The sequence below is a fragment of the Rhizobium sp. BR 362 genome, from assembly GCF_036528765.1.
Classification (GTDB): domain Bacteria; phylum Pseudomonadota; class Alphaproteobacteria; order Rhizobiales; family Rhizobiaceae; genus Rhizobium.
Window position 1 is genome coordinate 183,498 of sequence record NZ_JARWGH010000007.1, and the last position, 21,496, is coordinate 204,993.

Consider the following 21,496-nt stretch of genomic DNA (forward strand, 5'->3'; position numbering starts at 1 on the left):
GTGCAAGCGCCACTCTTGGGTCGCGAGGAGTTCGCGTTCGAAATCAATGGCTTTCGTCGATCAGGAAATCGAGGCGGCAGCCATCTTCGGCTGCAGGACGCGCCTATTACGCGAATTGATCGACAAAAATTTCCTCTGCGCCTGCATGCGAAATGTCGAGCGCGGCGCTATGCTGATATCAGGATTGCGCTATCTCATTTCTCTCATCGGTCACCACGAAAGGCGGATTGCATGTCGCAGGCTGTGGTTTTCAAACTTCTCGGCAGGCGGGTGCGGCTCGGCCTGATCGGCGGCGCACAGGGCTCGCTTATCGGTCCGGTGCACCGCACGGCGGCGCGTCTCGACGATTGCTTCGATCTTGTTGCCGGTGTCTTCTCCTCCGATCCGGAGCGGTCGCTGAACTCCGCCCACGCTTTCGGCATCAAGCGCGGTTATGCAGACGTTCCGAGCATGATCGAAGCCGAGACCGTGCGCGCCGACGGCATCGACGCTGTCGCCATCATGACGCCGAACGACAGCCATTATGAATATGCCGCAGCCGCTCTTGACGCCGGTCTCGACGTCATCTGCGACAAGCCGCTGACCAACGATTACGACAGCGCGCTGGCGCTGGCCCGCAAGGCGCATGATCGCGGCCGTATTCTGTCGCTCACCCATAATTACTCCGGCTATCCCATGGTGCGCGAGGCTCGGGCTATCGTTACCGGCGGCGAGATCGGCACCCTCCGTCTCGTCAATGTCCGCTACGTACAGGGCTCGCTTAGCCGGCCTGTCGAGGCCGAGCCCGACAAGATGGCGCCACGCACCAAATGGCGGTTCGATACGGCCAAGGGCGGCAAGAGCCATGTGCTCGGCGATATCGGCGTGCATGCGCATCAACTGATGAGCTTTGTTTGCGGCCGCCGCATCACCGCGGTTCTTGCCGATGTCGGCCCATCGCTGCCCGGTCGGACGGCACATGATACGGCGCAGGTGATTCTCAAATTCGATGATGGCACGCGGGGCCAGATGCTGGTGAGCAAGGTGGCGACCGGCGCGCAGAACGTCGTCGGCATCGAGGCTTATGGCGAAGAGGGCGGTATCTCATGGAATCAGGCCGAGGCCAATGATTTGCGTGTCATGCGGCTGAACCGCGCCGACGAGATCCGCACTCGCGGCCTGCCGAGCCTGCATCCGCATGCCCAACGAGGCACCCGCCTGCCCATCGGCCACCCGGAAGCCTTCTTCGAAGCCTTTGCCAATATCTATACCGATTTCGCCGAACTGGTCGCAACCCGCATTGCCGGCGCCGAGCCTGATCCGCTAGCTCAGTTGACGCCCAATGCCTGGTCTGGCGTCGATGGTCTGGCCTTCATCGACGCCTGTCTGAAATCGACGGCGACGGGGACCTGGGCTGAGGTGGTGTACGAGCACGAACGGTTCTAATTTCCGGATAGCAACTTTGTCCTGAGACCGATCACGGATTTCCAAGCTTGTCATAAGAGCCCCTCGCAATCGCACGAGAATCACGTTAGGCCTGTTCGCATAGGTTGTATATTTAGGGGAATATTATGGACAAATATGTAAAAGCGGTGCTGACGGTCATAGCCGCCGCGGTGGTAGCCATTGCCCTGCAAAATTTTATTACGCCCGCACAAGCTGTCGGAAATGGCTGCGGCTTCAACATGTATAATCCCTGCTATGTCAAAATCGCTCCTTGAGGCCGTCGACACCTGAAATCGCCGTCACCGTTTCCTCATCTGGCTCTGCATTGGTGCTTTGCAGGCGCGTGGGTCTGGCTTTCGGCTTCCTCTGCAAAGGCGTCTTAGAGATCCTTATCGTAAGTTCATGATTGGCCTTCTGGTTGCCATGTTTCAGCGCAAAGACGCTTGATAAAAACACAACTCGATCAAAGGCTTCAAACAGGTTCTGGAGACGGCATGAAGAAGCTGATGGCTCTTGCGATCCTGTGCGCTTGTCTTGTCGTGGGAACGCTCTATGCCGTTGCAGGCGGCGATTATCCTCCGCTCAAGAACGGCGATCTGATCTTCCAGACATCGACCAGTAACCAATCAAGCGCGATCATGCTCGCCACTGGCTCCGCCTTTTCGCATATGGGGATCATCAGGAACGACAATGGCGCAATCACGGTCATCGAGGCTGCCGCAAAGGTCAAGGAAACGCCGCTGAAAACCTGGGTCGATCGCGGCCTGTTAAAACGGGTGGCGATCTATCGCGATCCGCGCCTCACACCCGAAATCGCACGGCAGCTTCTGGCCTATTCCCGCACGCTTTACGGCAAATCCTACGATCTCTTTTTCTCTTTCAATAACGATGCGATTTACTGCAGCGAGCTGCCTTATCTCGCCTACAAGGCCGTGGGCATCGAGATCGGCAAGGTGCAAAAAATCTCTGAGCTACACATCGACAACATGCTTGTCAGAAGCCTTGTGCAGTCGCGATGGCAGCGCGATAGCGAATGTACTGAGCGCGGTTACGATTTCGATCAGTGCTATAAATATATCCTCAATCAGAGTCTCGTGACGCCCGTCAGCATTGCCAGTGATCCAAATCTCACCAGGATTTATTCGAACTATCCACTGTGACGGCTCAGTCCAAACCGTCAACAATGGGCTCTCGATAGCGAAGATTGGAATTGTCAGGAAGCAGCAACTTTCCGGGCAGTTTCGATTGCGGTGCGGGCGCCGGAGCGGAGCTGTGCTGTTTCGGCTCCCGCAATGACGAGATCCAGGCCGAGCTTCAGGAATTGTCCGGCGCGTTCACCGTCGGTACCGAAGGCGCAGATCAACTTGCCGTATGCGCGGCAACGCGCCACGGCATGCGCCAATGTTTGATCGATCGCGGCGCTGTCGGGCGCCAGACGCGCGCCGTTCGAGAGCGCGATCGAGAGATCAGAAGGGCCGATGAAGATGCCGTCGATGCCGTCGACTGCGAGGATTTCATCGATGGCATCGAGCGCGGCGCGAGTCTCGACCATGGCGATGGTGACGGTCAGTCCGTTGGCGCCCTGCAGATACTCGTCAGCGGCGATGCCGAAATGATTGAGCGCGAGCGACGGCCCCCAACTGCGTTCGCCGAGCGGCGGATATTTCGTTGCTTTCACCAGATCGCGGGCGTCATCGGCGGAATTGATCATCGGCGCGATGATGGCGGAGGCCCCGGCATCGAGCAGCCGTGAAGCCGACGCGAAATCGCCGACCGGGATCCGCGCGATCGCCGGCTTGCCAGCCAGGCGCACCTGCGCAATGCCGTTCGCCGCAGAGGCCATGTCCCACATGCCATGCTGCATATCGAGGACCACGGCGTCGAAAGCCTCCTGCGACAGGTGATTCACCAGAAGCGGATCGGGCGTGCCGATCCAGGCTGAGATCATGCCGCCATTTTCCCGGCGCTTCAGGCGACCCGCGAAACCGTTGATATCAGTGGTCATCATGATTTTCCTCGATTACCAGGCCCGCCAAAAGCGAGGCCGGATTGCTTCATGCCGTCGAACGGGGCGACGACTGTGGAAATAAGATTTTCGTTGCCGCCGACAATAGCGAATTCCAGCGCCTCGGCTACCCGAAAGATAGAGGTCACGGCTATCCGACGACGGCGACCGCGGCAAGCTGGTGGAGCTTGCCGCGGCCTGAAGCCTTCCAAAAGGATAGATTGATATCAGTGCGCCCCCGCCCCACCGCCGGGCTGCGGCTTGCGGGCGAAAAGCGTGGCGATTGCCGCGGTTGCCAGCAGGACGCCGATGACGGCGAAGGTGTCGCTGAAGCCCATGATCAGTGCCTGCCGCTTGATGACGCTGCCGAGAGCGACCGTCGCCTTCTGCGCGGCAAGCGCATGATCCGATACGCCATGCGACAGGAAATAATTGGTAACCTGCGTCAGCCGGTCCCTCACCTCGTCGCGCGCCAGCGTCACCGACTGGCCGATGATGTTGGAATGGAACTGCTCGCGCTTGGTGAGCACGGTGCCAAGCGTCGCTGTTCCGACCGCACCGCCGAGATTTCGCAGCATGTTGGTGAGGCCGGATGCGGCGGCAGCGTCGGCGGGCGCAATACCGGCGGTGGTGATGGCGGTGATCGGGGTGATCACCATGGCCTGGCCGATGGCGCGCACGATATTCGGTATCCAGAACTGATCGCCCGCGGTGTCGGCGGAAAGCGTCACGTTCATAAAGCAGCTTATGGCGAAGATGCTGATGCCGAGGAAGCCGATATAACGGACGTCAAAACGCTTCATCATCATCGGAACCAACGGAATAAGGATGAGCTGTGGCAGGCCGGTCCAGGCCAACACGTTGCCGATCTGCTCGGCATTATAACGCTGCACCTGACCGAGATATTGCGGCAGGATATAGACTGAGCCGAAGAGCGCGAAACCGACCAGCACGTTGACGAGCACACCGATGCCGAAATTGCGCTGCTTCAAAAGCCGCAGTTTCACGAGCGGGTTCTGAACGGTCAGCTCGATCCAGATGAAGGCACTGAGCGAAACGACGGCGATAGCACTGAGCTTCAGAATGAAGGGCGAGGAAAACCAATCATCCTTATTGCCCTCTTCAAGCACGGTCTGCAGCGCTGAAAGCCCGATTGCCATCGTGACGATACCAGCCCAGTCGCCCCCTTTTAGCAGGCCAAGCTGCATCGGTCCCTTCTCCAGCGTCAGCGCAAGGGCGATCGCCATGATCGCGCTCGGCAGGGCATTGATGAAGAAAATCGTCTGCCAGCCGTAATTCTCGGTCAGATAGCCGCCGATGGTAGGGCCGATGGCCGGGGCGACTGTGACTGAGAGCGCAAAAATCGCAAGCCCGGTCGGCTGCTGCGACTTGGGCAGCTTGGTGAGGATCATCGTGAAGGCCATAGGGATGAGCACGCCGCCGGCAAATCCTTGTAGTCCGCGCAGCACGATCATCGTCCCGAGATCGTGCGCAAAGGCACAGGCAATCGAGAACAACGGAAAGAGGATCGAATTCGCCAGTATATAGCGGCGGAACGAGAAGACGTTGCTAAAGAAAGCCGTCAGCGGAATGACGACGATTTCGCCGATCAGATAGGACGTCGATATCCAGGCGCCGTTGTCGACGCCTGTGCCGATACCGCCCTCGATATCGAGAAGCGAGGCATTGGTGATCTGAATGTTAAGGATCGCCATGAAGGCGCCGATCATGCCGGCGAGTACGGCGATCCATTCCCTGGTGCTGGCCTTCGCGCTTGGTTGCGGGATGGCGGTGGCTGTGATGGTGGACATGGCTCAATACTCCTCATCTCTCACCATCACGCGCCGTGGCCTTGATTGGCCGTCTTGATATCGATGCTTGGCTGCACCGACATGCCCGGGCGCAGATCGCCGGATGCAGCGCTGTCGCCATCGAGGACGATCTTGACCGGGATGCGTTGCACGACCTTGGTGAAATTGCCGGTGGCGTTGTCCGGCGGCAGCAACGCGAATTCCTGGCCGCTTGCAGGCGCCAGGCTGTCGACATGGCCATGATAGACACGGCCCGGGAACATATCGACTTCGATGTCGACCGGCTGGCCGGCATGCACGTCGGTCAACTGCGTCTCTTTATAATTGGCGACGATATAGGCTGCCGATGTCGGCACCACCGACATCAATTGCGTGCCAGCCTGCACATATTGGCCAACGCGGAGCGTGCGGTTGCCGATGACGCCATCGAGCGGTGCGACAATGGTCGCGTAGGACAGATTAAGCTCCGCCTGGGCCTGGACGGCCTGGTCGTGGGCAAGTGTCGCCCTGGCCTGCGCCAGTTGCGCCTTCAACAGATCGACCTGCTTGATCGTCCCGGCGAGCGATGCCGTATCACGGTCGATCGCGGCGCGCGTGGCGGCGATCTGCGAAGCGGCTTGCTGCGCGGTTTGCACCGGCGCATAGCCATTGACCGAGAGGCTTGCATAGCGCTTGTCATTTTGCTCGGCGAAGGTCTCGTTGGCCTTGTCGACATCAACGGTCGCGCGGGCGGCCGAGATCAACGACTGCTGCATGTCGAGAGAGGCCTGTTTGGCCTCAACATCAGCTTCGGCCGCTGCAACATCAGCCTTGGCCTGGTCGAGCGCCGTCTTGAAGTCGCGGTCATCGATGCGGGCAAGCACCTGCCCTGCCTTGACCGTCTGATTGTCCTTGACGACAACATCGGTGATATAACCGGAAATCTTCGGGGCGATCGCGCTGTTGTCGGCCTGCACATAGGCGTCATCGGTCGATACCTGGAAGCGCCCAACCGTCCAGTAATTATGACCGTAGTAGGCGGCGGCAGCGACAACCGCGAGCGCGGTAGCGCCGAGCAGGAACGACTTGCCCCTCTTTTTTGCCGCCGGCTTTTCCTGGGCGGCGATGCGCGCCAGTTCGACGGACACATCTGGCTTGCCGGCGTCCATGGTAGGAGCCTCAGCGCCGGATACTGGCTTATTGGCATTCAATACGTGAACCTTGTTTTCCACTGTCGTCTCTCCTGATGACCGATCGTCTTGATTGGGCGGAAGGCCCGCAAAATTATCGGTCGCACATTTAGGAAACTTGTTGTTTTCCAAAATATGCGCTATAAAATGGAAGTCAACAGGAATTTGGAAAACCAACATGGTCGAAAATCAAATAATTGAGAGGCGCCCGCGCGGCCGACCCCAACTTCGCTGCGACGACGATACGAAAAGCCTGATCATCGAGGCTGCCGACACACAATTTCGGGAAAACGGCTATGCGGCGGCGAGCATCAGTGCGATCGCGCAATCCGCCGGCGTCTCAACCAAGACGCTCTACCGGTTGTTTCCGACCAAGGCGGATTTGTTCTCAAGCATCGTTTCCGACCGCATAAGCCGGTTTTTCCTGGCGCTGGACCAATCGACGCTAGCGACGATGGACTTGCGGCAGGGCCTGGAAAGATTGCTGACAGCCTATGGCATGCTGACGATGTCGGATGACACCATCGACATCATGCGCCTCGTCATATCCGAATCGGACCGCTTTCCGGAAATCGCCACGACCTTCTATGAGACGGCAATCGTCGGCTCGAACGCCATCATGGAAAAATGGCTGACGACGCAGTGCGAACGCGGGGTCATCCGGCTGGAAGACCCGCATATGGCCTCGGGCATGCTGCGTGGAATGATGATCATGGAGCCGCAACGCGCCGCTATCCTGCGCCAGCTTCCTCCTCCGAATATCGCTGAAATCAGCCGTCGGGCGAGAATTTGCGCCGAGGTCTTCCTGAAAGGCTGTCAGGTTTGATAGGTATCAATCCTGGCGCGAATTGAGTGCTTCGTCCAGCCACGGCAGACACAAAGCAACAGATGACAGAGGATGTTGAAGGGATGCAGCAGCGCGATTTTTTCAAGCCAGGCCGTTCGGTCGCAGTTTCCGACAGAGGCATGGCGGCAACCTCGCATCCGCAGGCGACACTCGCGGCTGTCGATATCCTGCGCGCCGGCGGCAGCGCGGTCGATGCAGCCGTAGCGGCGGTGGCGCTGCAATCGGTCATCGATCCGCACATGACGGGCATTGGCGGCGACTGCTTTGCTCTCTACAGCCCGGCCAGTGGCACACCGATCGCGCTCAACGGCTCCGGCCGGGCTCCGCAAAAGGCGAAGCTCGACTACTTCCTGGAGAAGGGCTTTACCGCCATTCCCGACGACAGTCCGCATGCGGTGACCGTCCCCGGCGCCGTCGATGCCTGGTGCCGGCTGATCGGCTCTTATGGCCGTTTCGATATGGGCCGTGTGCTGGCGCCGGCAATCGCAGCCGCCGAAGACGGCTATTGCATTACGCCGCGCGTCGAACTCGACTGGAGCCGCTATAGCGAGCGGGTCGCCAAATACCCGGCTTCTGCGGCCTATTTCCTGCCGCATGGAAGCGCGCCGCGCATCGGCGAACGCTTGACCAACCCTGCCCTCGCCGCGACGCTGAAAGCCGTCGCCAAGGACGGCCGTGACGCCTTCTATCGCGGCAAGGTCGCTGAGGAGATTGCGGAGCTTCTGCAATCGCTTGGCGGATTGCATGAAGAAAGTGATTTTGCTGACTACAAGGCGTTCGAAACCGTGCCAATCTCCGGCAAGTATCGCGGCCGCGACCTGTTGGAGTGCCCGCCGAACGGCCAAGGCCTGGCCGCGCTGCTGATCACCCGCATTCTCGACGGTTTCGACCTTCGCGATCCCAAACTCACCGAAGCGGATCGCATCCATCTGCTCGCGGAAGCAACCAAGGCCGGTTACGCCCAACGCGATCAGCTTATCAGCGATCCTGACCACTTGACGTTCAGCATCGACGAACTGCTGTCCGATCGGTCGATTGCCGCCATGCGCTCGCGGATCAGCCTCGAACGCGCCGCCGACGCCGCGATCTGGGATGGGCCAACGCATAAGGATACCGTCTATGTCTCCGTCGTCGACCGCGACGGCGATGCGATTTCACTGATCAATTCGATCTTCTTCGCATTCGGCAGCGGCATCTATGCGCCGCGCGCCGGCGTGCTCTTGCAGAACCGTGGTGCGGGCTTTGTCGTCAAGGAGGGCCATCCGAACGCCATCGGCCCCGGCAAGCTGCCTCTCCACACCATCATCCCGGCCATGCTGATGGAAAACGGCAAGACGCGCATGAGCTTCGGTGTCATGGGCGGGCAATACCAAGCCGTCGGCCACGCCCATATGCTGAGCCAGATACTTGACCGCGACCTCGATCCGCAGCAGGCTAGCGATCAGCCGCGCAGCTTCTGCTACGACGGCAAGCTGTCGCTCGAACCGACAATTTCGGAAGACGTGAAGCTGTGCCTCGAGCGCCGCGGCCATGTCACCGAATGGGCGGATGCGCCGATTGGCGGCGCGCAGGCGATTTTGATCGATCACGAGCGCGGCGTCCTGCTCGGCGCCTCCGACCACCGCAAGGATGGCATCGCGCTCGGGTATTGATCGCGGACTTTTCGGCTATGTTTCTATGAGAAGGTGTCGGACGGGTTCGCGTTTCACGAACTCGGCCCCTACGTGCTTCAAACATGGCGCTGGCCGGCGAATGGAACCATGCTGAGCGCAGCGTCAAAGGAAAACCCACCGAAATTCGCTATGCTCCTGATTTAAAACAACTATCGAGTTGGCCTCTACGAAACCCACGAAGACAGGCAACATGCTGATGGCATCACGATCGGCTTCATAGAACTGTTCGCAGATGTCAGCTGAGTAGAGGCGACTACATTTTAAGCCGGTCTCTTCCCATACCTCGCGAAGGGCGGCCTCCCAAGCCTTTTCGCCATCTTCAATGCTGCCCACGATCTGACACCATTCTCCCACCAAGCTATGATTTCTCCGAAGTAGCAATACCTGTGTTTCCTCGCCGATGCGGCGTAAAAGGACTGTGGAAATAGCAGAACACTGGATAGGAATTGTGGCCATCAGCAATCTCGTGTCTCAAATGGAAAATGTCAGTCCGACGCATAACAGGATACGGAATCGCTCTCCGCTATTGAACCCGCATATTGACGGGTCGAGCCGCAACATCTACATATGACCATACTAGTCATATAGGTGACCCATGAGAGAAATTCAGTTGAAAGATGCGAAGGCAACCCTTTCCGCCGTTGTCGATGATGCCCTCAGTGGCAATGCAGCAGTCATTACTCGCCATGGCGAGCGCACTGCGGTCATCATCTCTTATGACGAATATCAAAAACTGACGCAGGTCCCGTCCTTTGGTTGGTTGCTTACCAACGCGCCGCTGGAAGACGACGACCTGCCAGTGCGCAAGCCCGGCCGATTGCTACGCGATGATGATCTCTAATGTATCTTCTGGATACGAATATCATCTCTGCGACATCGCCACTGCGCGCGCAAGATCTGCTCTCGCAGGCTGTTCGGGCATGGATTGCAGCCCATGCCCAGCAGTTTTATCTCTCCACCGTGACTGTCGCCGAAATAGAAACCGGGATTGCGAAAGCCCATCGGACAGGCGCTTCCAAGAAAGCTGAACTGCTTGGCGAGTGGCTTGAACTTACGCTTCATCTTTACGGCGACCGCATCCTGCCGCTCGATACAGCCACCGCCCGTATCGCTGGCCGACTATTCGACCAAGCGGTCGGGCGGGGCGGAGATCCAGGTTTCGAAGATGCTGCGATTGCCGCAACAGCACTGCGATATGATTACACGGTCCTCACTCGAAACCTGAGGCATTTTCGGCTGATGGATGCGCGCTCACTCGATCCTTTCGCGAATCCACCCAAGCTATAGCCTTCTCAGATAATTCCGCCGCCGCCTGCCGCCGAAGCCGGGCGCTCGCCAGCAACCTTTTTGCGATAGCCGCTTGTGCGATACGCCGCCACCGGATCGATGGCGCCGCCGGTGCGGCGGCGGGCTTCGGCAAGGATGGGTTCGACGTCGGCACGGTAAGCGCGTTTCAGGGTCTCGGACGCCATCAGGGCGTCGTTGGAGTCTTGATAGTCCGCCAGCGCCTTGCGGTCGACAATCAAGGCCTGGGCGTAGGCGCGGCGGATTTCGTTGGCACTGGAAATCAGGCTTTCGATCGGATCGGTAACATTGTGCGACTGGTCGATCATGTGGGCCGGGTGGAAGCCTTTCACGCCGCGATGCTCTGCGTCGACCAATTCGTTGAAGACGAGGAACAGGCGATAGGGCTCGATCGCGCCGGCGTCGAGATCGTCGTCGCCATATTTCGAATCGTTGAAGTGGAAGCCACCGAGTTTGCCGAACTGGATGAGACGGGCAACGATCATCTCGATATTGGTGTTCGGGGCATGATGGCCGAGATCGACGAGGCAGAAAGCCTTCGGCCCGAGGGTTTGGGCGATCAGATAGTTCGTCCCCCAGTCCTGCACGACGGTTGAATAGAAGGCCGGCTCGTACATCTTATGCTCGGAAAACAGCCGCCAGTCATCCGGCACGGCCTTGTAGATCTCCGCCATTGCGGCGAGGTAACGCTCGAATGCCTTGGTGAAATTGCTCTGGCCGGGGAAATTGGAGCCGTCGCCGATCCAGACTGTCAACGCCTTTGAACCGATCGCCTTGCCGATCTCGATGCATTCGAGATTGTGCTCGACTGCTTGAGCGCGAGTCGCCGCGTCGACATGGCTGAGCGAACCGTATTTGTAGGAATGTGCCTGGCCGGGAGCGTCGGAGAAGGTGTTGGAATTCATGGCATCGAAACCGAGGCCGAGCGCATCGCCCTTCGCGTTCAATTCGTTTGCGTCGGCCTTGTCCCAGGGGATGTGCAGTGAAACGGTCGGCGTCGCCTGCGTCAACTGATGGATGACAGCGCAATCGTCGAGCTTGTCGAAAATGCCGCGTGGCTCGCCGGTGCCTGGAAAACGGGCAAAGCGCGTGCCGCCGGTGCCGACGCCCCAGGAAGGCACGGCGACAAAGAATTCGGAGACCTTTTTCGTCACCGCCTCGATATCGACCCCCCGGCGCCCAAGCGTGGCGCCGAGCGCCTCATAATCGGATTTCAGCGCGGCGGCGCGCTTGTCGTTTTCCGCAGCAACCAGATCTGGCGCAATTCTGAACTCGGCCATTCTTTCCTCCCAGGTATGTCATTCGATATGTTACGGTGCCTTGATTGGCTCGCCCCTCTTCTCCCCTCGGGGAGAAGATGCCCAACGGGCAGATGAGGGGGAGAGGAGCGTAGCGACGACCATCTTGAGCGTAAGCGAAAGATAGAACCGCGCTGCCGCACCCCCTCATCCGACCCTTCGGGCCACCTTCTCCCCAAGGGGAGAAGGAAGAGCTCATCCATTACCGCGTGAAACTCTGCGCGTTGCCGGCATCAACATTGATGATGTTGCCCGTCGACTTGGCGGAAAGATCGGAGGCAAGGAAATAGATAGCCTCGGCAATATCTTCCGGGAAAACGTTGAGTTTCAGCATCGAGCGCTTGCGGTAATGTTCCTCCAGCTCGTCCACCTCGATCTTCGACGAGGCGGCGCGCTGTTCGCGCCATTCGCCGTTCCAGATCTTGGAGCCGCGCAGGACCGCGTCGGGATTGACCGTGTTGACGCGAATGCCGGCATCCGCGCCCTCGAGAGCCAGGCAGCGCGCCAGATGGATTTCGGCGGCCTTGGCCGTGCAATAGGCGGCCGCATTCGGCGACGAGGCAAGGCCATTCTTGGAGGCGACGAAGACGACGTTGCCGCCGAGATTCTGGCGGCGGAACAGCCGGAAAGCTTCGCGCGAGACGAGAAAATAGCCGGTGGCGAGAATATCGATATTGCGGTTCCACATCGAAAGTTCCGTACTCTCGATCGGAGCCGAGGAGGCAATGCCGGCATTCGAAACGAGAATGTCGACACCACCGAACTCGACGCAGGCCTCCGCGAAGGAGGAAATCACGGCGTCTTCCTTGGTCACATCAAGCTTGACGCTGCGCACCGCATCCGCACCGAATTTCTTCGCGAAATCCTCCTGCGTGCTCTCAAGTGCCGACTGATCGATGTCGGCCAGCACCACGCAAGCGCCCTCGCCCACCAGACGCGCCGCCGTGGCGCGGCCGATGCCGCCGGCGCCGCCGGTGACGAAAGCAACGCGGCCGGCAAGGCTCTTCGGCTTTGGCATGCGCTGCAGCTTTGCTTCTTCCAGCAGCCAATATTCGATATCGAAAGCTTCTTGCTCCGGCAGGCCCTGATATTCGGATACGGTGGATGCCCCGCGCATGACGTTGATGGCATTGACGTAGAACTCGCCGGCAATGCGTGCCGTCGCCTTGTCACGTGCGAAGGAGAGCAGGCCAACGCCCGGAACCAGGAAGATCACCGGGTTGGGATCACGCATGGCGGGCGAATTGTCGTGCTTGCAGTCGTTATAATAGCGGGCGTAGTCGGCGCGGTAGTCTTCCAGCGCCTGGTCGAGTCCGGCAATGACAGCGTCCGCGTCGGGCTTTGCCGGATCGAAGTCGACGATCAGCGGGCGGATCTTGGTGCGCAGGAAATGATCCGGGCAACTGGTGCCGAGCGCGCCGAGCGGACGGAGGTTGTTCGAATTGACAAATTCGAGCACGGCATTCTGATCATCGAAATGACCGAGCTTGCGCTCCGCCTTGCCGATGCGGCCGCGAATTTCCGGCATCAGCTTGGCGGCAATCGCGCGGCGTTCTGCCTGCGGCAGGCTTTGGACTGCGGCGCCACTGAAAATGGTCTTACCTTCAGTCTTCGCCGCAAACCATTGAATTGCCTTGTTGACGATTGCAAGCGTCAGTTCGTAGCAGGCCTTAGCATCGTTCGCCCAAGTGAAGAGGCCATGGCTTTCGAGAACGACCCCCTTGGCGTTGGGGTGCGCCTTGACGAAGGCTTCGAGGTCGAGGCCGAGCTGGAAACCGGGGCGGCGCCAGGGCAGCCAGCCGATTTCCTCACCGAAGATTTCGCGTGTCAGCTCGCGGGAATTCTTCGAAGCGGCGATCGCGATGATCGCATCGGGATGCATGTGGTCGACATGGGTGAAGGGCACGAAACCATGCAGCGGCGTGTCGATCGAAGCGGCGCGAGCATTGAGGTTGAAAGTGCAATGCGGCAGGAAGCCGACCATGCGGTCCTCATCGGCAACGCCCTTATAGATGCCCTTCAGGCTGTCGAGCTTGTCCTGATAAAGCGTGGCAAAACCATCGAGCTTGATGGTGCCGACATCACCGCCGGAGCCCTTGACCCACAGCACTTTAACCTTTTCGCCGCTTAGCGGATCGGTTTCCATGACCTTGGCCGATGTGTTGCCGCCACCATAATTGGTGATACGCTTGTCGGCACCGAGCAGATTCGACCGGTAGAGAAGCTTGCCCGGCTCATCGAGGCCGGCCGCATATGCATCATCCCAACGGTTTTCCAGAAGCTGAACACCAGCCGCCATGTCATCCTCCCATAAGATCATGTCTTGCGGACGATCTGAAACGCGCTCAAACCGCCCTTTGTCACCACGATATCGCTCACGCACAGTCGTTTTGTCAATCGAAAACGATCAAATTTGATAATGCTGCGCTGCAATATGAAAGTTTTTGAGCGTTTGTGATTGACACTTTGTCACATTTGCGAAATAACCCGAGAAGGAGGAGCCGATGCACGAACGTGAACGCCATCGCATCATTTTAAGCGCCGTACAGGAAAAGCCCGTGGTTACGATTCAGGATATTTCCGAATTGACCGAGGCTTCCGAGGCGACGATCCGCCGTGATATCGCGGCCCTGCATGTGCAGGGAAAGATCCGGCGCGTGCGGGGCGGCGCGGAATCGATCCATCCTCCGCAGCTCGGCAATTTGGCCGGGCGCCCCTTCCGCGTTTCGGAAGGCGTCAATATCGATAAGAAACGCGCAATTGCGCGCAAGGCCGCCGAATTATGCGGCCAGGGCGATGCCATCATCATCAATGGCGGCACGACGACATTCCAGCTCGTGCATTATATTTCGGCCTATCGGCTGCAGGTGATGACCAATTCCTTCGCCATTGCCGAACATCTGGTCAAGCATTCCAAAAACACCGTGACGGTCCCGGGCGGCGCGATCTATCGCGAGCAGAGCCTGATCCTGTCGCCCTTCGACAACGACACGACCCGGAACTTCTACGCGCGGCGCATGTTCGTCGGCGCGCAAGGCGTTGGTCCGCTCGGCATCATGGAGGCTGACGCGCTGGTGATCCAGAGCGAGCAGAAGCTGATGCGCCAGGCCGATGAATTGGTCGTCATGGTCGATTCAAGCAAATTCCGTCAGCGCTCCAGCCTGATCCTTTGCCCGCTCGAGCAGGTGACGACCATCATCACCGACGACGGCGTTTCGGCGGAGACTGTACGCATGATCGAGGATGCCGGCGTGTCGCTGATTATCGCGAGCGTCACGGCGCAGGCCGAGAGGGAGGATTCCCCGTCGGTCGCATGAGATGCGCGGCTCAGGCGGGGTGAGCATAGCCTATCAACTTTGGGAGGAAGAGACATGAATATTGCAAAGAAATTGGCGATCGGCGCAGCGCTGGCCGTCGCAATGATGGCCGGCACGGCAAGTGCGAAAGACGTCAAGATCGGCCTCGTGGTGAAGTCGCTCGGCAATGGCTTCTTCGAAGCGGCCAACAAGGGCGCTCAGGAAGCCGCTAAGGAGCTTGGCGGCGTCCAGGTCATCTACACCGGCCCGACGCAGCCGACCGCCGAAGCCCAGATCGAAGTGATCAACTCGCTGATCGCCCAGGGCGTCGACGCCATTGCTATCTCCGCCAACGACAAGGATGCTGTGGTGCCCGCCTTGAAGAAGGCAGCGCAGCGCGGCATCAAGGTTATCTCCTGGGATTCCGGCGTGGCTCCAGCCGGCCGCATCCTACAGCTCAATCCGTCTTCGAACGAGCTGATCGGCAAGATGTGCCTGACGCTCGCCAAGGATCATCTTGACGGCGGCAAGGGCAATTTCGCCATCCTGTCCGCGACTTCGACCGCCACAAACCAGAACATCTGGATCGGCGAGATGAAGAAGCAGCTCAAGGACTTCCCGGGCCTCAACCTGGTAACGACCGTCTATGGCGACGACCTTTCGGACAAGAGCTACCGCGAAGCCCAGGGCCTTCTGACCTCGCATCCCGAAGTCAAGGTCATCGTTGCTCCGACGACCGTCGGCGTGCTTGCCGCTTCGCAGGCCGTCAAGGATGCCGGCAAGATCGGCCAGGTCTATGTAACCGGTCTCGGCCTGCCCTCCGAAATGGCTGGCGCCATCAAGTCGGGTGCCACCAAGGAATTTGCGATCTGGAACCCGATCGACCTCGGCTATTCCGCAACACAGATCTCCTACCGCCTCGTCAAGGGTGAAACCGACGGCAAGCCGGGCAGCGAAATCAATGCCGGCCGCATGGGCAAGATCAAGGTCGGCGACAACGGCGAAGCCGCTATGGCCGATCCCTTCGTCTACAATGCTTCGAATATCGATCAGTTCTCCAAGGTCTTCTGATCGACGGAATCGTTCGCAGCTCTCCGGCGGCTTCGGCCGCCGGACTTGGTTAACTCATCCGGTGCATTGCTGATGACCACAGTTCTTCAACGACCCGCCACGGGCATGCCAAGCTTGGGCAATACCGCCATTCTGGAAATGCGCGGCATTTCGCAGATCTTTCCCGGCGTCAAGGCGCTCGACGGCGTCAGCATCTCGCTCTATCCCGGCAAGGTCACTGCCCTGATCGGCGAAAACGGCGCCGGCAAATCGACGCTCGTCAAGATTCTGACCGGTATCTATCGTCCGAACGAAGGCGAAATCCTCGTCGACGGCAAGGCGACCACATTCCACAGTGCCCAGGCCGCGATCGACGCCGGCGTCACTGCCATTCACCAGGAGACCGTGCTCTTCGACGAGCTGACGGTTGCCGAAAACATCTTTCTCGGCCACGCGCCGCGCACGAAATTCGGCACCATCGACTGGAAGACGATGAACAGCCGATCAAGGCTGCTACTGGAATCGCTGGAAAGCACCATCGATCCGTCGATCCGCCTGAAGGACCTCTCCATTGCGCAGCGCCACCTCGTCGCGATTGCCCGGGCGCTATCGATCGATGCCCGCATCGTCATCATGGACGAGCCGACCGCGGCCTTGTCCCGCAAGGAGATCGATGACCTCTTCCGTATCGTTGAGGGTCTGAAGGCCAAGGGCAAGGCCATATTGTTCATCAGCCACAAGTTCGACGAGCTCTACGAAATTGCCGATAATTTCGTGGTTTTCCGCGATGGCCGCGCCGTCGGTCATGGCCGCCTGAAGGAAACGCCGCAGGACGAGATCGTCCGCATGATGGTCGGCCGCGACGTCAAGGATGCCTTTCCAAAAGTGCCGGTCACGATCGGCAACGTCGTGCTTGAGGTGGAAAACTACTGTCACCGCACGGAATTTCGGGACATCTCCTTCAAGCTGCGCCGCGGCGAAATTCTCGGCGTTTACGGCCTGATCGGTGCCGGCCGTTCCGAACTTTGCCAATCGCTGTTCGGCATCACCAAGCCGCTCTCCGGCCGTCTAACGCTGAACGGTCAGGAAATCCACATCCATTCGCCGCATGACGCCATCGGCGCCGGCATTGTCTATGTGCCGGAGGAGCGCGGCCGCCATGGGCTGGCGCTGCCGATGCCGATCTATCAGAACATGTCGCTGCCTTCCCTCGGCCGGACCTCGCGCAAAGGCTTCCTCAAGGCAGCCGACGAGTTCGCGCTCGCCCGCAAATATGCCGAGCGGCTGGATCTGCGGGCCGCTGCCCTTTCAGTTCCCGTCGGCACGCTGTCGGGCGGCAACCAGCAGAAGGTCGTGATCGGAAAATGGCTGGCGACGCAGCCGAAGATCATCATGCTCGATGAGCCTACCAAGGGCATTGACATCGGCTCGAAGGCGGCCGTGCACGGTTTCATCAGCGAGCTGGCTGCCGAGGGGCTTAGTATCATCATGATCTCCTCCGAACTGCCTGAAATTCTTGGCATGTCGGATCGCGTATTGGTGATGAAGGAAGGCCTTTCCGCCGGTCTCTTCGACCGCGAAGGGCTAACGCCGGAAACGCTGGTGCGCGCCGCAACGGGCAATGCATAGGGAGAGCCGGATGCCACGTATCCTCAAAAAACGCGAAACGCTGCTCTTCGTCATCATCATCGTGATGATCGCCTGTTTCGCCACGCGTGCAGCCGGGTTTGCCGAGCCTGCCAATCTCGCCAATATCTTCAATGATACATCGATCCTGATCATCCTGGCACTGGCGCAGATGACGGTGATCCTGACGAAATCGATCGATCTTTCCGTCGCCGCCAATCTTGCCTTCACAGGCATGGCCATTGCCATGCTGAATGCCGCCTATCCCGATCTGCCGCTGATCGTGCTCGTGGTCACCGCTGTCGTCATGGGCGCGGTGCTCGGCGCCATCAACGGCTATCTGGTCTGGGCTCTGGAAATCCCGCCGATCGTCGTCACCCTCGGCACGCTGACCATCTATCGCGGCATGGCCTTCGTCTTGTCCGGCGGTGCGTGGGTGAATGCGCATCAGTTCACGCCGATCTTCCTCAACGTGCCGCGCACGCTGCTCCTCGGCCTGCCGGTGCTCTCCTGGATTGCCATCGCCATCGTGCTGATGATGTATTTCGTTCTGCGCTATACGCGCTTCGGCCGCTCCACCTATGCTAGCGGCGGCAATCCGGTTGCGGCGGTTTATGCCGGCATTGATGTCGGCTGGACGCGCTTTCTCGCCTTCGTGTTGTCGGGTGCTCTGGCCGGCCTCAGCAGCTATCTCTGGGTATCGCGCTATGCGGTTGCATATGTAGACATCGCCAACGGTTTTGAACTCGACAGCGTCGCGGCTTGCGTCATCGGCGGCATCTCGATCGCCGGCGGTGTGGGCTCGGTCGCCGGCACCCTGCTCGGCGCGCTGTTTCTCGGCGTTATCAAGAATGCCCTGCCCGTCATCGGTATTTCGCCGTTCACGCAGATGGCGATCTCCGGCACCGTCATCATCCTCGCCGTCGCCTTCAACGCCCGGCGCGAACGCAATCGCGGCCGTATCATCCTCAGGGATCAAGCGGCGAAGGAAACCTCGGGCAAGGAGGTCGCCGCATGAGCACCGTTTCCGAAACCACGCCGGAAAAGCGCAGCATTCCCGACCGTCTGGGCACGCCCTTCAAGCGGGTGATGGCGAGCTGGGAAGTCCTTCTGCTCGGCGTTGCGATTGCCATTTTCATTTTTAATTCACTGGCTTCGCCCTATTTCCTCGACCCCTACAATCTTTCTGACGCGACTTTCAATTTCACCGAAAAAGCGATGATCGCCTTCGCGATGGCGCTGCTGGTCATCGCCGGCGAAATCGACCTATCCGTCGCCGCCATTATCGCGCTTGCCTCGACCGCCATGGGCGCCGCTGCGCAGGTGGGCGTCGACACGGTCGGGCTGGTGGCAATCGGGCTGGGTGTCGGCCTCGTCTGCGGCCTTTTTAACGGCTTCCTCGTCTCGGTATTGAAACTGCCGTCGATTGTTGTGACCATTGGCACGATGAGCCTGTTCCGCGGCATTTCCTATATCGTCCTCGGCGACCAGGCCTATGGCAACTACCCCGAGCCCTTCGCCTATTTCGGCCAGGGCTATGTCTTCTGGGTCTTCTCCTTTGAATTCGTTCTCTTCATCGTGCTGGCGATCGCCTTTGCGGTGCTGCTGCATGCGACGAATTTCGGCCGGCAAGTCTATACGATCGGCAACAATGATTTTGCGGCGCGCTTTTCCGGCATTCCGGTCGAACGGGTCAAATTCATCCTGTTCCTTCTAACCGGTATCATGAGCGGCATTGCTGCCGTCTGCCTGACCTCGCGCCTCGGCTCCACCCGCCCCTCGATCGCGCTCGGCTGGGAGCTGGAAGTCGTGACCATGGTGGTGCTCGGCGGCGTGTCGATCCTTGGCGGCTCCGGCACGATCGGCGGCGTCGTCATTGCAGCTTTCGTCATGGGCCTGGTAACGTTCGGTCTCGGCCTTCTCAACGTGCCGGGCATAGTCATGTCCATCTTCATCGGCCTCCTTCTCATCATCACCATCGCGCTGCCGATCGTTGCACGGCGCATCAAAGCCATGAGCCCGAAATGACCACTCCTCTCGAACGCCATGCCTTCAAGATGAGGCTCAATCCCGGGATGGAGGCCGAATACCGGAAACGCCATGACGAAATCTGGCCCGAACTGGTGGAACTGCTGCACCAGGCCGGCGTCAGCGACTATTCCATCCATCTCGACCGCGAGACCAACACGCTGTTTGGCGTCCTGACACGGCCGAAGGATCACACGATGGCAAGCCTTCCCGACCATCCCGTCATGAAGAAGTGGTGGGCGCATATGGCCGATATCATGACAGCCAATCCCGACAATTCGCCCGTTCAGAGCGATCTCGTCACGGTTTTCCATCTGCCATGACAGCTCCGTCGACCTACCGCCGCATTGCTGTCCTCGATATTGGCAAAACCAACGCCAAGGTCGTAGTACTCGACGCGCAGACCGGCGCAGAGATCGCCGTCGTGCGGACGTCCAATACGACGCTGAAGACCGGCCCATATCCACATTACGATATCGAGCGGTTATGGGATTTCGTTATCGCCGCGCTGAGGGATTTTGCTGCTGCGCCCGGGTACGACGCCATCTCGATTACCACCCATGGCGCCTCTGCCGTTCTTCTTGCCGGAGATGGCAGCCTGGCCCTCCCCGTACTTGACTACGAGCATCGCTATCCGCAAGCCGTGCAGGAAGCCTATGAAAACCTGCGGCCGCCGTTCAAGGAGACTTTTTCCCCGAGCCTTTCCGGCGGCCTGAATGTCGGCGCACAGATCCATTATCAGAAAAGCGTATTTCCCCGCGAATTCGCGCGCGTCAGCACGATCCTCACCTATCCGCAATATTGGGCCTTTCGGCTGACGGGCGTCACCGCCAATGAGGTGACCTCGCTCGGTTGCCACACCGATCTCTGGAACCCGACCACCGGCGCTTATTCCTCGCTGGTCGACACGCTTGGCATTCGCCCGCTGATGGCCCCCATCCGCTCCGCCTTCGATGCGCTCGGGCCTCTGTTGCCGACAATCGCGGCGAAGATCGGTCTTGATACTGCGATTCCGGTCTATTGCGGCATTCATGATTCCAACGCCTCGCTGCTGCCGCATCTGGTGGAGAACGAAGCGCCCTTCGCCGTCGTGTCGACCGGGACCTGGGTGATCAATTTCGCCGTCGGCGGCGATCTCGACCATCTCGACCCGGCGCGTGATGCGCTCGCCAACGTCGATGCCTATGGTCGGGCCGTCCCTTCCTCGCGCTTCATGGGCGGGCGGGAATTCGAGATTCTGGCGAGTGAAATCGGTCAGGCCGAACCTGAAGCCATAGAAGCGGCGCTGGAAACCGTGATTGGCAAGGGCTTGATGCTGCTCCCGAATGTGGTCGATGGCTCCGGTCCTTTTCCCGGCAAGACGAGACGTTGGATCGGCGACGCCTCGGCAAATCCGGCAGAACGCCTCGCCGCCGTCAGTCTCTATCTTGCGTTGATGACGGAAGCATGCCTCGGCTTGATCGGCGCCAAGGGGCCGATCTTCGTCGAAGGGCCTTTCGCGCTCAATCACGCCTATCTTTCCGCCTTATCTTCACTGACGCAATCTAATGTCATCGCCCTTCCCGGTTCGACCGGCACCAGCCAGGGCGCGGCGCTGCTGACCGGCATCAGGCCAACGGCTCCATCGGAAAACCCGCCCATCCGTGGCGATCTGCCGGGTCTGCAAGACTATCGGCTGGCCTGGCATCGGGCATTGGCGGAATAAGCTGCCTCTCGCCCCTAAATTCCCGCAGTAGTTTGCCGCTGGAAATTTCTGAGAACCGTCAAAATTGTCTCCACGACGGTTATTTTCTTGCGGAATCGCGGTAATATTCCTACAGAAACTACCCTTATGAGCGCTTTTGAGGTCAAAAATGTCCGAAAGCGATCATCAGCCTCGATGTCACTTCCTGTCTCCATTTCAAGGCGCCTTACGGCAGTTCGCGCATGACGACAGGCCATTGCGGCGGGTTCAAAGGGCGCT

At 59.4% G+C, this 21,496-nt stretch carries 19 protein-coding genes and 1 pseudogene; 14 read left to right on the plus strand and 6 right to left on the minus strand.

Annotation, left to right across the window (positions count from 1 at the left end; all coding sequences use genetic code 11):
• Positions 1-231 precede the first annotated feature (231 nt).
• The 3 genes from QDY28_RS13005 (at position 232) to QDY28_RS13015 (ending at position 2,585) form a co-directional block, all read left to right on the plus strand.
• Positions 232-1,425, plus strand: a complete 1,194-nt coding sequence (locus tag QDY28_RS13005) for a Gfo/Idh/MocA family protein (protein WP_331382095.1) — start codon at positions 232-234, stop codon at positions 1,423-1,425.
• A gap of 125 nt (positions 1,426-1,550) precedes the next feature.
• Positions 1,551-1,700: a hypothetical protein gene (locus QDY28_RS13010; protein ID WP_331382096.1), complete on the plus strand. Its 150-nt coding sequence runs from the start codon at positions 1,551-1,553 to the stop codon at positions 1,698-1,700.
• Between the two features lie 219 nt (positions 1,701-1,919).
• Positions 1,920-2,585 (plus strand): YiiX/YebB-like N1pC/P60 family cysteine hydrolase, encoded by a 666-nt coding sequence (locus tag QDY28_RS13015; protein ID WP_331382097.1) that lies wholly within the window; start codon positions 1,920-1,922, stop codon positions 2,583-2,585.
• Positions 2,586-2,638: 53 nt separating this feature from the next.
• On the opposite strand, the gene QDY28_RS13020 is transcribed toward QDY28_RS13015, so the two are convergent.
• The 3 genes from QDY28_RS13020 to QDY28_RS13030 all read right to left on the minus strand — a co-directional run bounded on the left by QDY28_RS13020 (position 2,639) and on the right by QDY28_RS13030 (position 6,431).
• The gene (locus QDY28_RS13020) at positions 2,639-3,430 is read right to left on the minus strand and encodes an HpcH/HpaI aldolase family protein (RefSeq protein ID WP_442967509.1); all 792 of its coding nucleotides are present in this window, start codon (positions 3,428-3,430) and stop codon (positions 2,639-2,641) included.
• 227 nt (positions 3,431-3,657) lie between these two features.
• Positions 3,658-5,241: a DHA2 family efflux MFS transporter permease subunit gene (locus QDY28_RS13025; protein ID WP_331382099.1), complete on the minus strand. Its 1,584-nt coding sequence runs from the start codon at positions 5,239-5,241 to the stop codon at positions 3,658-3,660.
• A gap of 26 nt (positions 5,242-5,267) precedes the next feature.
• Positions 5,268-6,431: an HlyD family secretion protein gene (locus QDY28_RS13030; RefSeq protein ID WP_442967513.1), complete on the minus strand. Its 1,164-nt coding sequence runs from the start codon at positions 6,429-6,431 to the stop codon at positions 5,268-5,270.
• A gap of 157 nt (positions 6,432-6,588) precedes the next feature.
• Here QDY28_RS13030 and QDY28_RS13035 point away from each other — a divergent pair, with 157 nt between their 5' ends.
• On the plus strand, positions 6,589-7,236 hold the full coding sequence (locus tag QDY28_RS13035) for a TetR/AcrR family transcriptional regulator C-terminal domain-containing protein (protein WP_331382101.1): 648 nt from the start codon (positions 6,589-6,591) through the stop codon (positions 7,234-7,236).
• 83 nt (positions 7,237-7,319) lie between these two features.
• Positions 7,320-8,909, plus strand: a complete 1,590-nt coding sequence (gene ggt, locus QDY28_RS13040) for a gamma-glutamyltransferase (protein WP_331382102.1) — start codon at positions 7,320-7,322, stop codon at positions 8,907-8,909.
• Positions 8,910-8,924: 15 nt separating this feature from the next.
• Here ggt and QDY28_RS13045 read toward each other — a convergent pair.
• Positions 8,925-9,386: pseudogene (locus QDY28_RS13045) on the minus strand (NUDIX hydrolase).
• Between the two features lie 139 nt (positions 9,387-9,525).
• Here QDY28_RS13045 and QDY28_RS13050 point away from each other — a divergent pair.
• Positions 9,526-9,771, plus strand: coding sequence for a type II toxin-antitoxin system Phd/YefM family antitoxin (locus tag QDY28_RS13050; protein WP_331382103.1), 246 nt, complete (start codon positions 9,526-9,528; stop codon positions 9,769-9,771).
• Positions 9,771-10,217, plus strand: a complete 447-nt coding sequence (locus QDY28_RS13055) for a type II toxin-antitoxin system VapC family toxin (protein ID WP_331382104.1) — start codon at positions 9,771-9,773, stop codon at positions 10,215-10,217. The genes QDY28_RS13050 and QDY28_RS13055 overlap by 1 nt, the downstream gene beginning before the upstream one ends.
• Positions 10,218-10,222: 5 nt before the next feature.
• Here QDY28_RS13055 and rhaI read toward each other — a convergent pair whose 3' ends face one another.
• Together rhaI and QDY28_RS13065 are read right to left on the minus strand one after the other, a co-directional pair.
• Complete coding sequence (gene rhaI, locus QDY28_RS13060) at positions 10,223-11,515, minus strand: L-rhamnose catabolism isomerase (protein ID WP_331382105.1); 1,293 nt, start codon at positions 11,513-11,515, stop codon at positions 10,223-10,225.
• 220 nt (positions 11,516-11,735) lie between these two features.
• Positions 11,736-13,832: a bifunctional rhamnulose-1-phosphate aldolase/short-chain dehydrogenase gene (locus QDY28_RS13065; RefSeq protein WP_331382106.1), complete on the minus strand. Its 2,097-nt coding sequence runs from the start codon at positions 13,830-13,832 to the stop codon at positions 11,736-11,738.
• A 205-nt stretch (positions 13,833-14,037) separates the two neighbouring features.
• Here QDY28_RS13065 and QDY28_RS13070 point away from each other — a divergent pair, with 205 nt between their 5' ends.
• The 7 genes from QDY28_RS13070 to QDY28_RS13100 all read left to right on the plus strand — a co-directional run bounded on the left by QDY28_RS13070 (position 14,038) and on the right by QDY28_RS13100 (position 21,238).
• Positions 14,038-14,850 (plus strand): DeoR/GlpR family DNA-binding transcription regulator, encoded by an 813-nt coding sequence (locus tag QDY28_RS13070; protein WP_331382107.1) that lies wholly within the window; start codon positions 14,038-14,040, stop codon positions 14,848-14,850.
• Between the two features lie 54 nt (positions 14,851-14,904).
• Positions 14,905-15,900 (plus strand): rhamnose ABC transporter substrate-binding protein, encoded by a 996-nt coding sequence (gene rhaS, locus QDY28_RS13075; RefSeq protein ID WP_331382108.1) that lies wholly within the window; start codon positions 14,905-14,907, stop codon positions 15,898-15,900.
• A gap of 72 nt (positions 15,901-15,972) precedes the next feature.
• Positions 15,973-17,508: a sugar ABC transporter ATP-binding protein gene (locus QDY28_RS13080; protein WP_331382109.1), complete on the plus strand. Its 1,536-nt coding sequence runs from the start codon at positions 15,973-15,975 to the stop codon at positions 17,506-17,508.
• A gap of 10 nt (positions 17,509-17,518) precedes the next feature.
• On the plus strand, positions 17,519-18,523 hold the full coding sequence (locus QDY28_RS13085; RefSeq protein ID WP_331382110.1) for an ABC transporter permease: 1,005 nt from the start codon (positions 17,519-17,521) through the stop codon (positions 18,521-18,523).
• Positions 18,520-19,533 carry an ABC transporter permease gene (locus tag QDY28_RS13090; RefSeq protein WP_331382111.1) on the plus strand — a complete coding sequence of 338 codons (1,014 nt, stop codon included), beginning with the start codon at positions 18,520-18,522 and terminating at the stop codon, positions 19,531-19,533. Before QDY28_RS13085 ends, QDY28_RS13090 begins: the two co-directional genes overlap by 4 nt.
• Positions 19,530-19,856: an L-rhamnose mutarotase gene (rhaM, locus tag QDY28_RS13095; RefSeq protein WP_331382112.1), complete on the plus strand. Its 327-nt coding sequence runs from the start codon at positions 19,530-19,532 to the stop codon at positions 19,854-19,856. The genes QDY28_RS13090 and rhaM overlap by 4 nt, the downstream gene beginning before the upstream one ends.
• Positions 19,853-21,238 (plus strand): FGGY-family carbohydrate kinase, encoded by a 1,386-nt coding sequence (locus QDY28_RS13100; protein ID WP_331382113.1) that lies wholly within the window; start codon positions 19,853-19,855, stop codon positions 21,236-21,238. Before rhaM ends, QDY28_RS13100 begins: the two co-directional genes overlap by 4 nt.
• Positions 21,239-21,496: the final 258 nt, after the last annotated feature.

Coding starts and splice junctions, on each gene's coding strand:
- QDY28_RS13005 (WP_331382095.1), top strand. CDS start 232: ATGTCGCAGGCTGTGGTTTTCAAACTTCTCGGCAGGCGGGTGCGGCTC.
- QDY28_RS13010 (WP_331382096.1), top strand. CDS start 1,551: ATGGACAAATATGTAAAAGCGGTGCTGACGGTCATAGCCGCCGCGGTG.
- QDY28_RS13015 (WP_331382097.1), top strand. CDS start 1,920: ATGAAGAAGCTGATGGCTCTTGCGATCCTGTGCGCTTGTCTTGTCGTG.
- QDY28_RS13020 (WP_442967509.1), bottom strand. CDS start 3,430: ATGACCACTGATATCAACGGTTTCGCGGGTCGCCTGAAGCGCCGGGAA.
- QDY28_RS13025 (WP_331382099.1), bottom strand. CDS start 5,241: ATGTCCACCATCACAGCCACCGCCATCCCGCAACCAAGCGCGAAGGCC.
- QDY28_RS13035 (WP_331382101.1), top strand. CDS start 6,589: ATGGTCGAAAATCAAATAATTGAGAGGCGCCCGCGCGGCCGACCCCAA.
- ggt (WP_331382102.1), top strand. CDS start 7,320: ATGCAGCAGCGCGATTTTTTCAAGCCAGGCCGTTCGGTCGCAGTTTCC.
- QDY28_RS13050 (WP_331382103.1), top strand. CDS start 9,526: ATGAGAGAAATTCAGTTGAAAGATGCGAAGGCAACCCTTTCCGCCGTT.
- QDY28_RS13055 (WP_331382104.1), top strand. CDS start 9,771: ATGTATCTTCTGGATACGAATATCATCTCTGCGACATCGCCACTGCGC.
- rhaI (WP_331382105.1), bottom strand. CDS start 11,515: ATGGCCGAGTTCAGAATTGCGCCAGATCTGGTTGCTGCGGAAAACGAC.
- QDY28_RS13065 (WP_331382106.1), bottom strand. CDS start 13,832: ATGGCGGCTGGTGTTCAGCTTCTGGAAAACCGTTGGGATGATGCATAT.
- QDY28_RS13070 (WP_331382107.1), top strand. CDS start 14,038: ATGCACGAACGTGAACGCCATCGCATCATTTTAAGCGCCGTACAGGAA.
- rhaS (WP_331382108.1), top strand. CDS start 14,905: ATGAATATTGCAAAGAAATTGGCGATCGGCGCAGCGCTGGCCGTCGCA.
- QDY28_RS13080 (WP_331382109.1), top strand. CDS start 15,973: ATGACCACAGTTCTTCAACGACCCGCCACGGGCATGCCAAGCTTGGGC.
- QDY28_RS13085 (WP_331382110.1), top strand. CDS start 17,519: ATGCCACGTATCCTCAAAAAACGCGAAACGCTGCTCTTCGTCATCATC.
- QDY28_RS13090 (WP_331382111.1), top strand. CDS start 18,520: ATGAGCACCGTTTCCGAAACCACGCCGGAAAAGCGCAGCATTCCCGAC.
- rhaM (WP_331382112.1), top strand. CDS start 19,530: ATGACCACTCCTCTCGAACGCCATGCCTTCAAGATGAGGCTCAATCCC.
- QDY28_RS13100 (WP_331382113.1), top strand. CDS start 19,853: ATGACAGCTCCGTCGACCTACCGCCGCATTGCTGTCCTCGATATTGGC.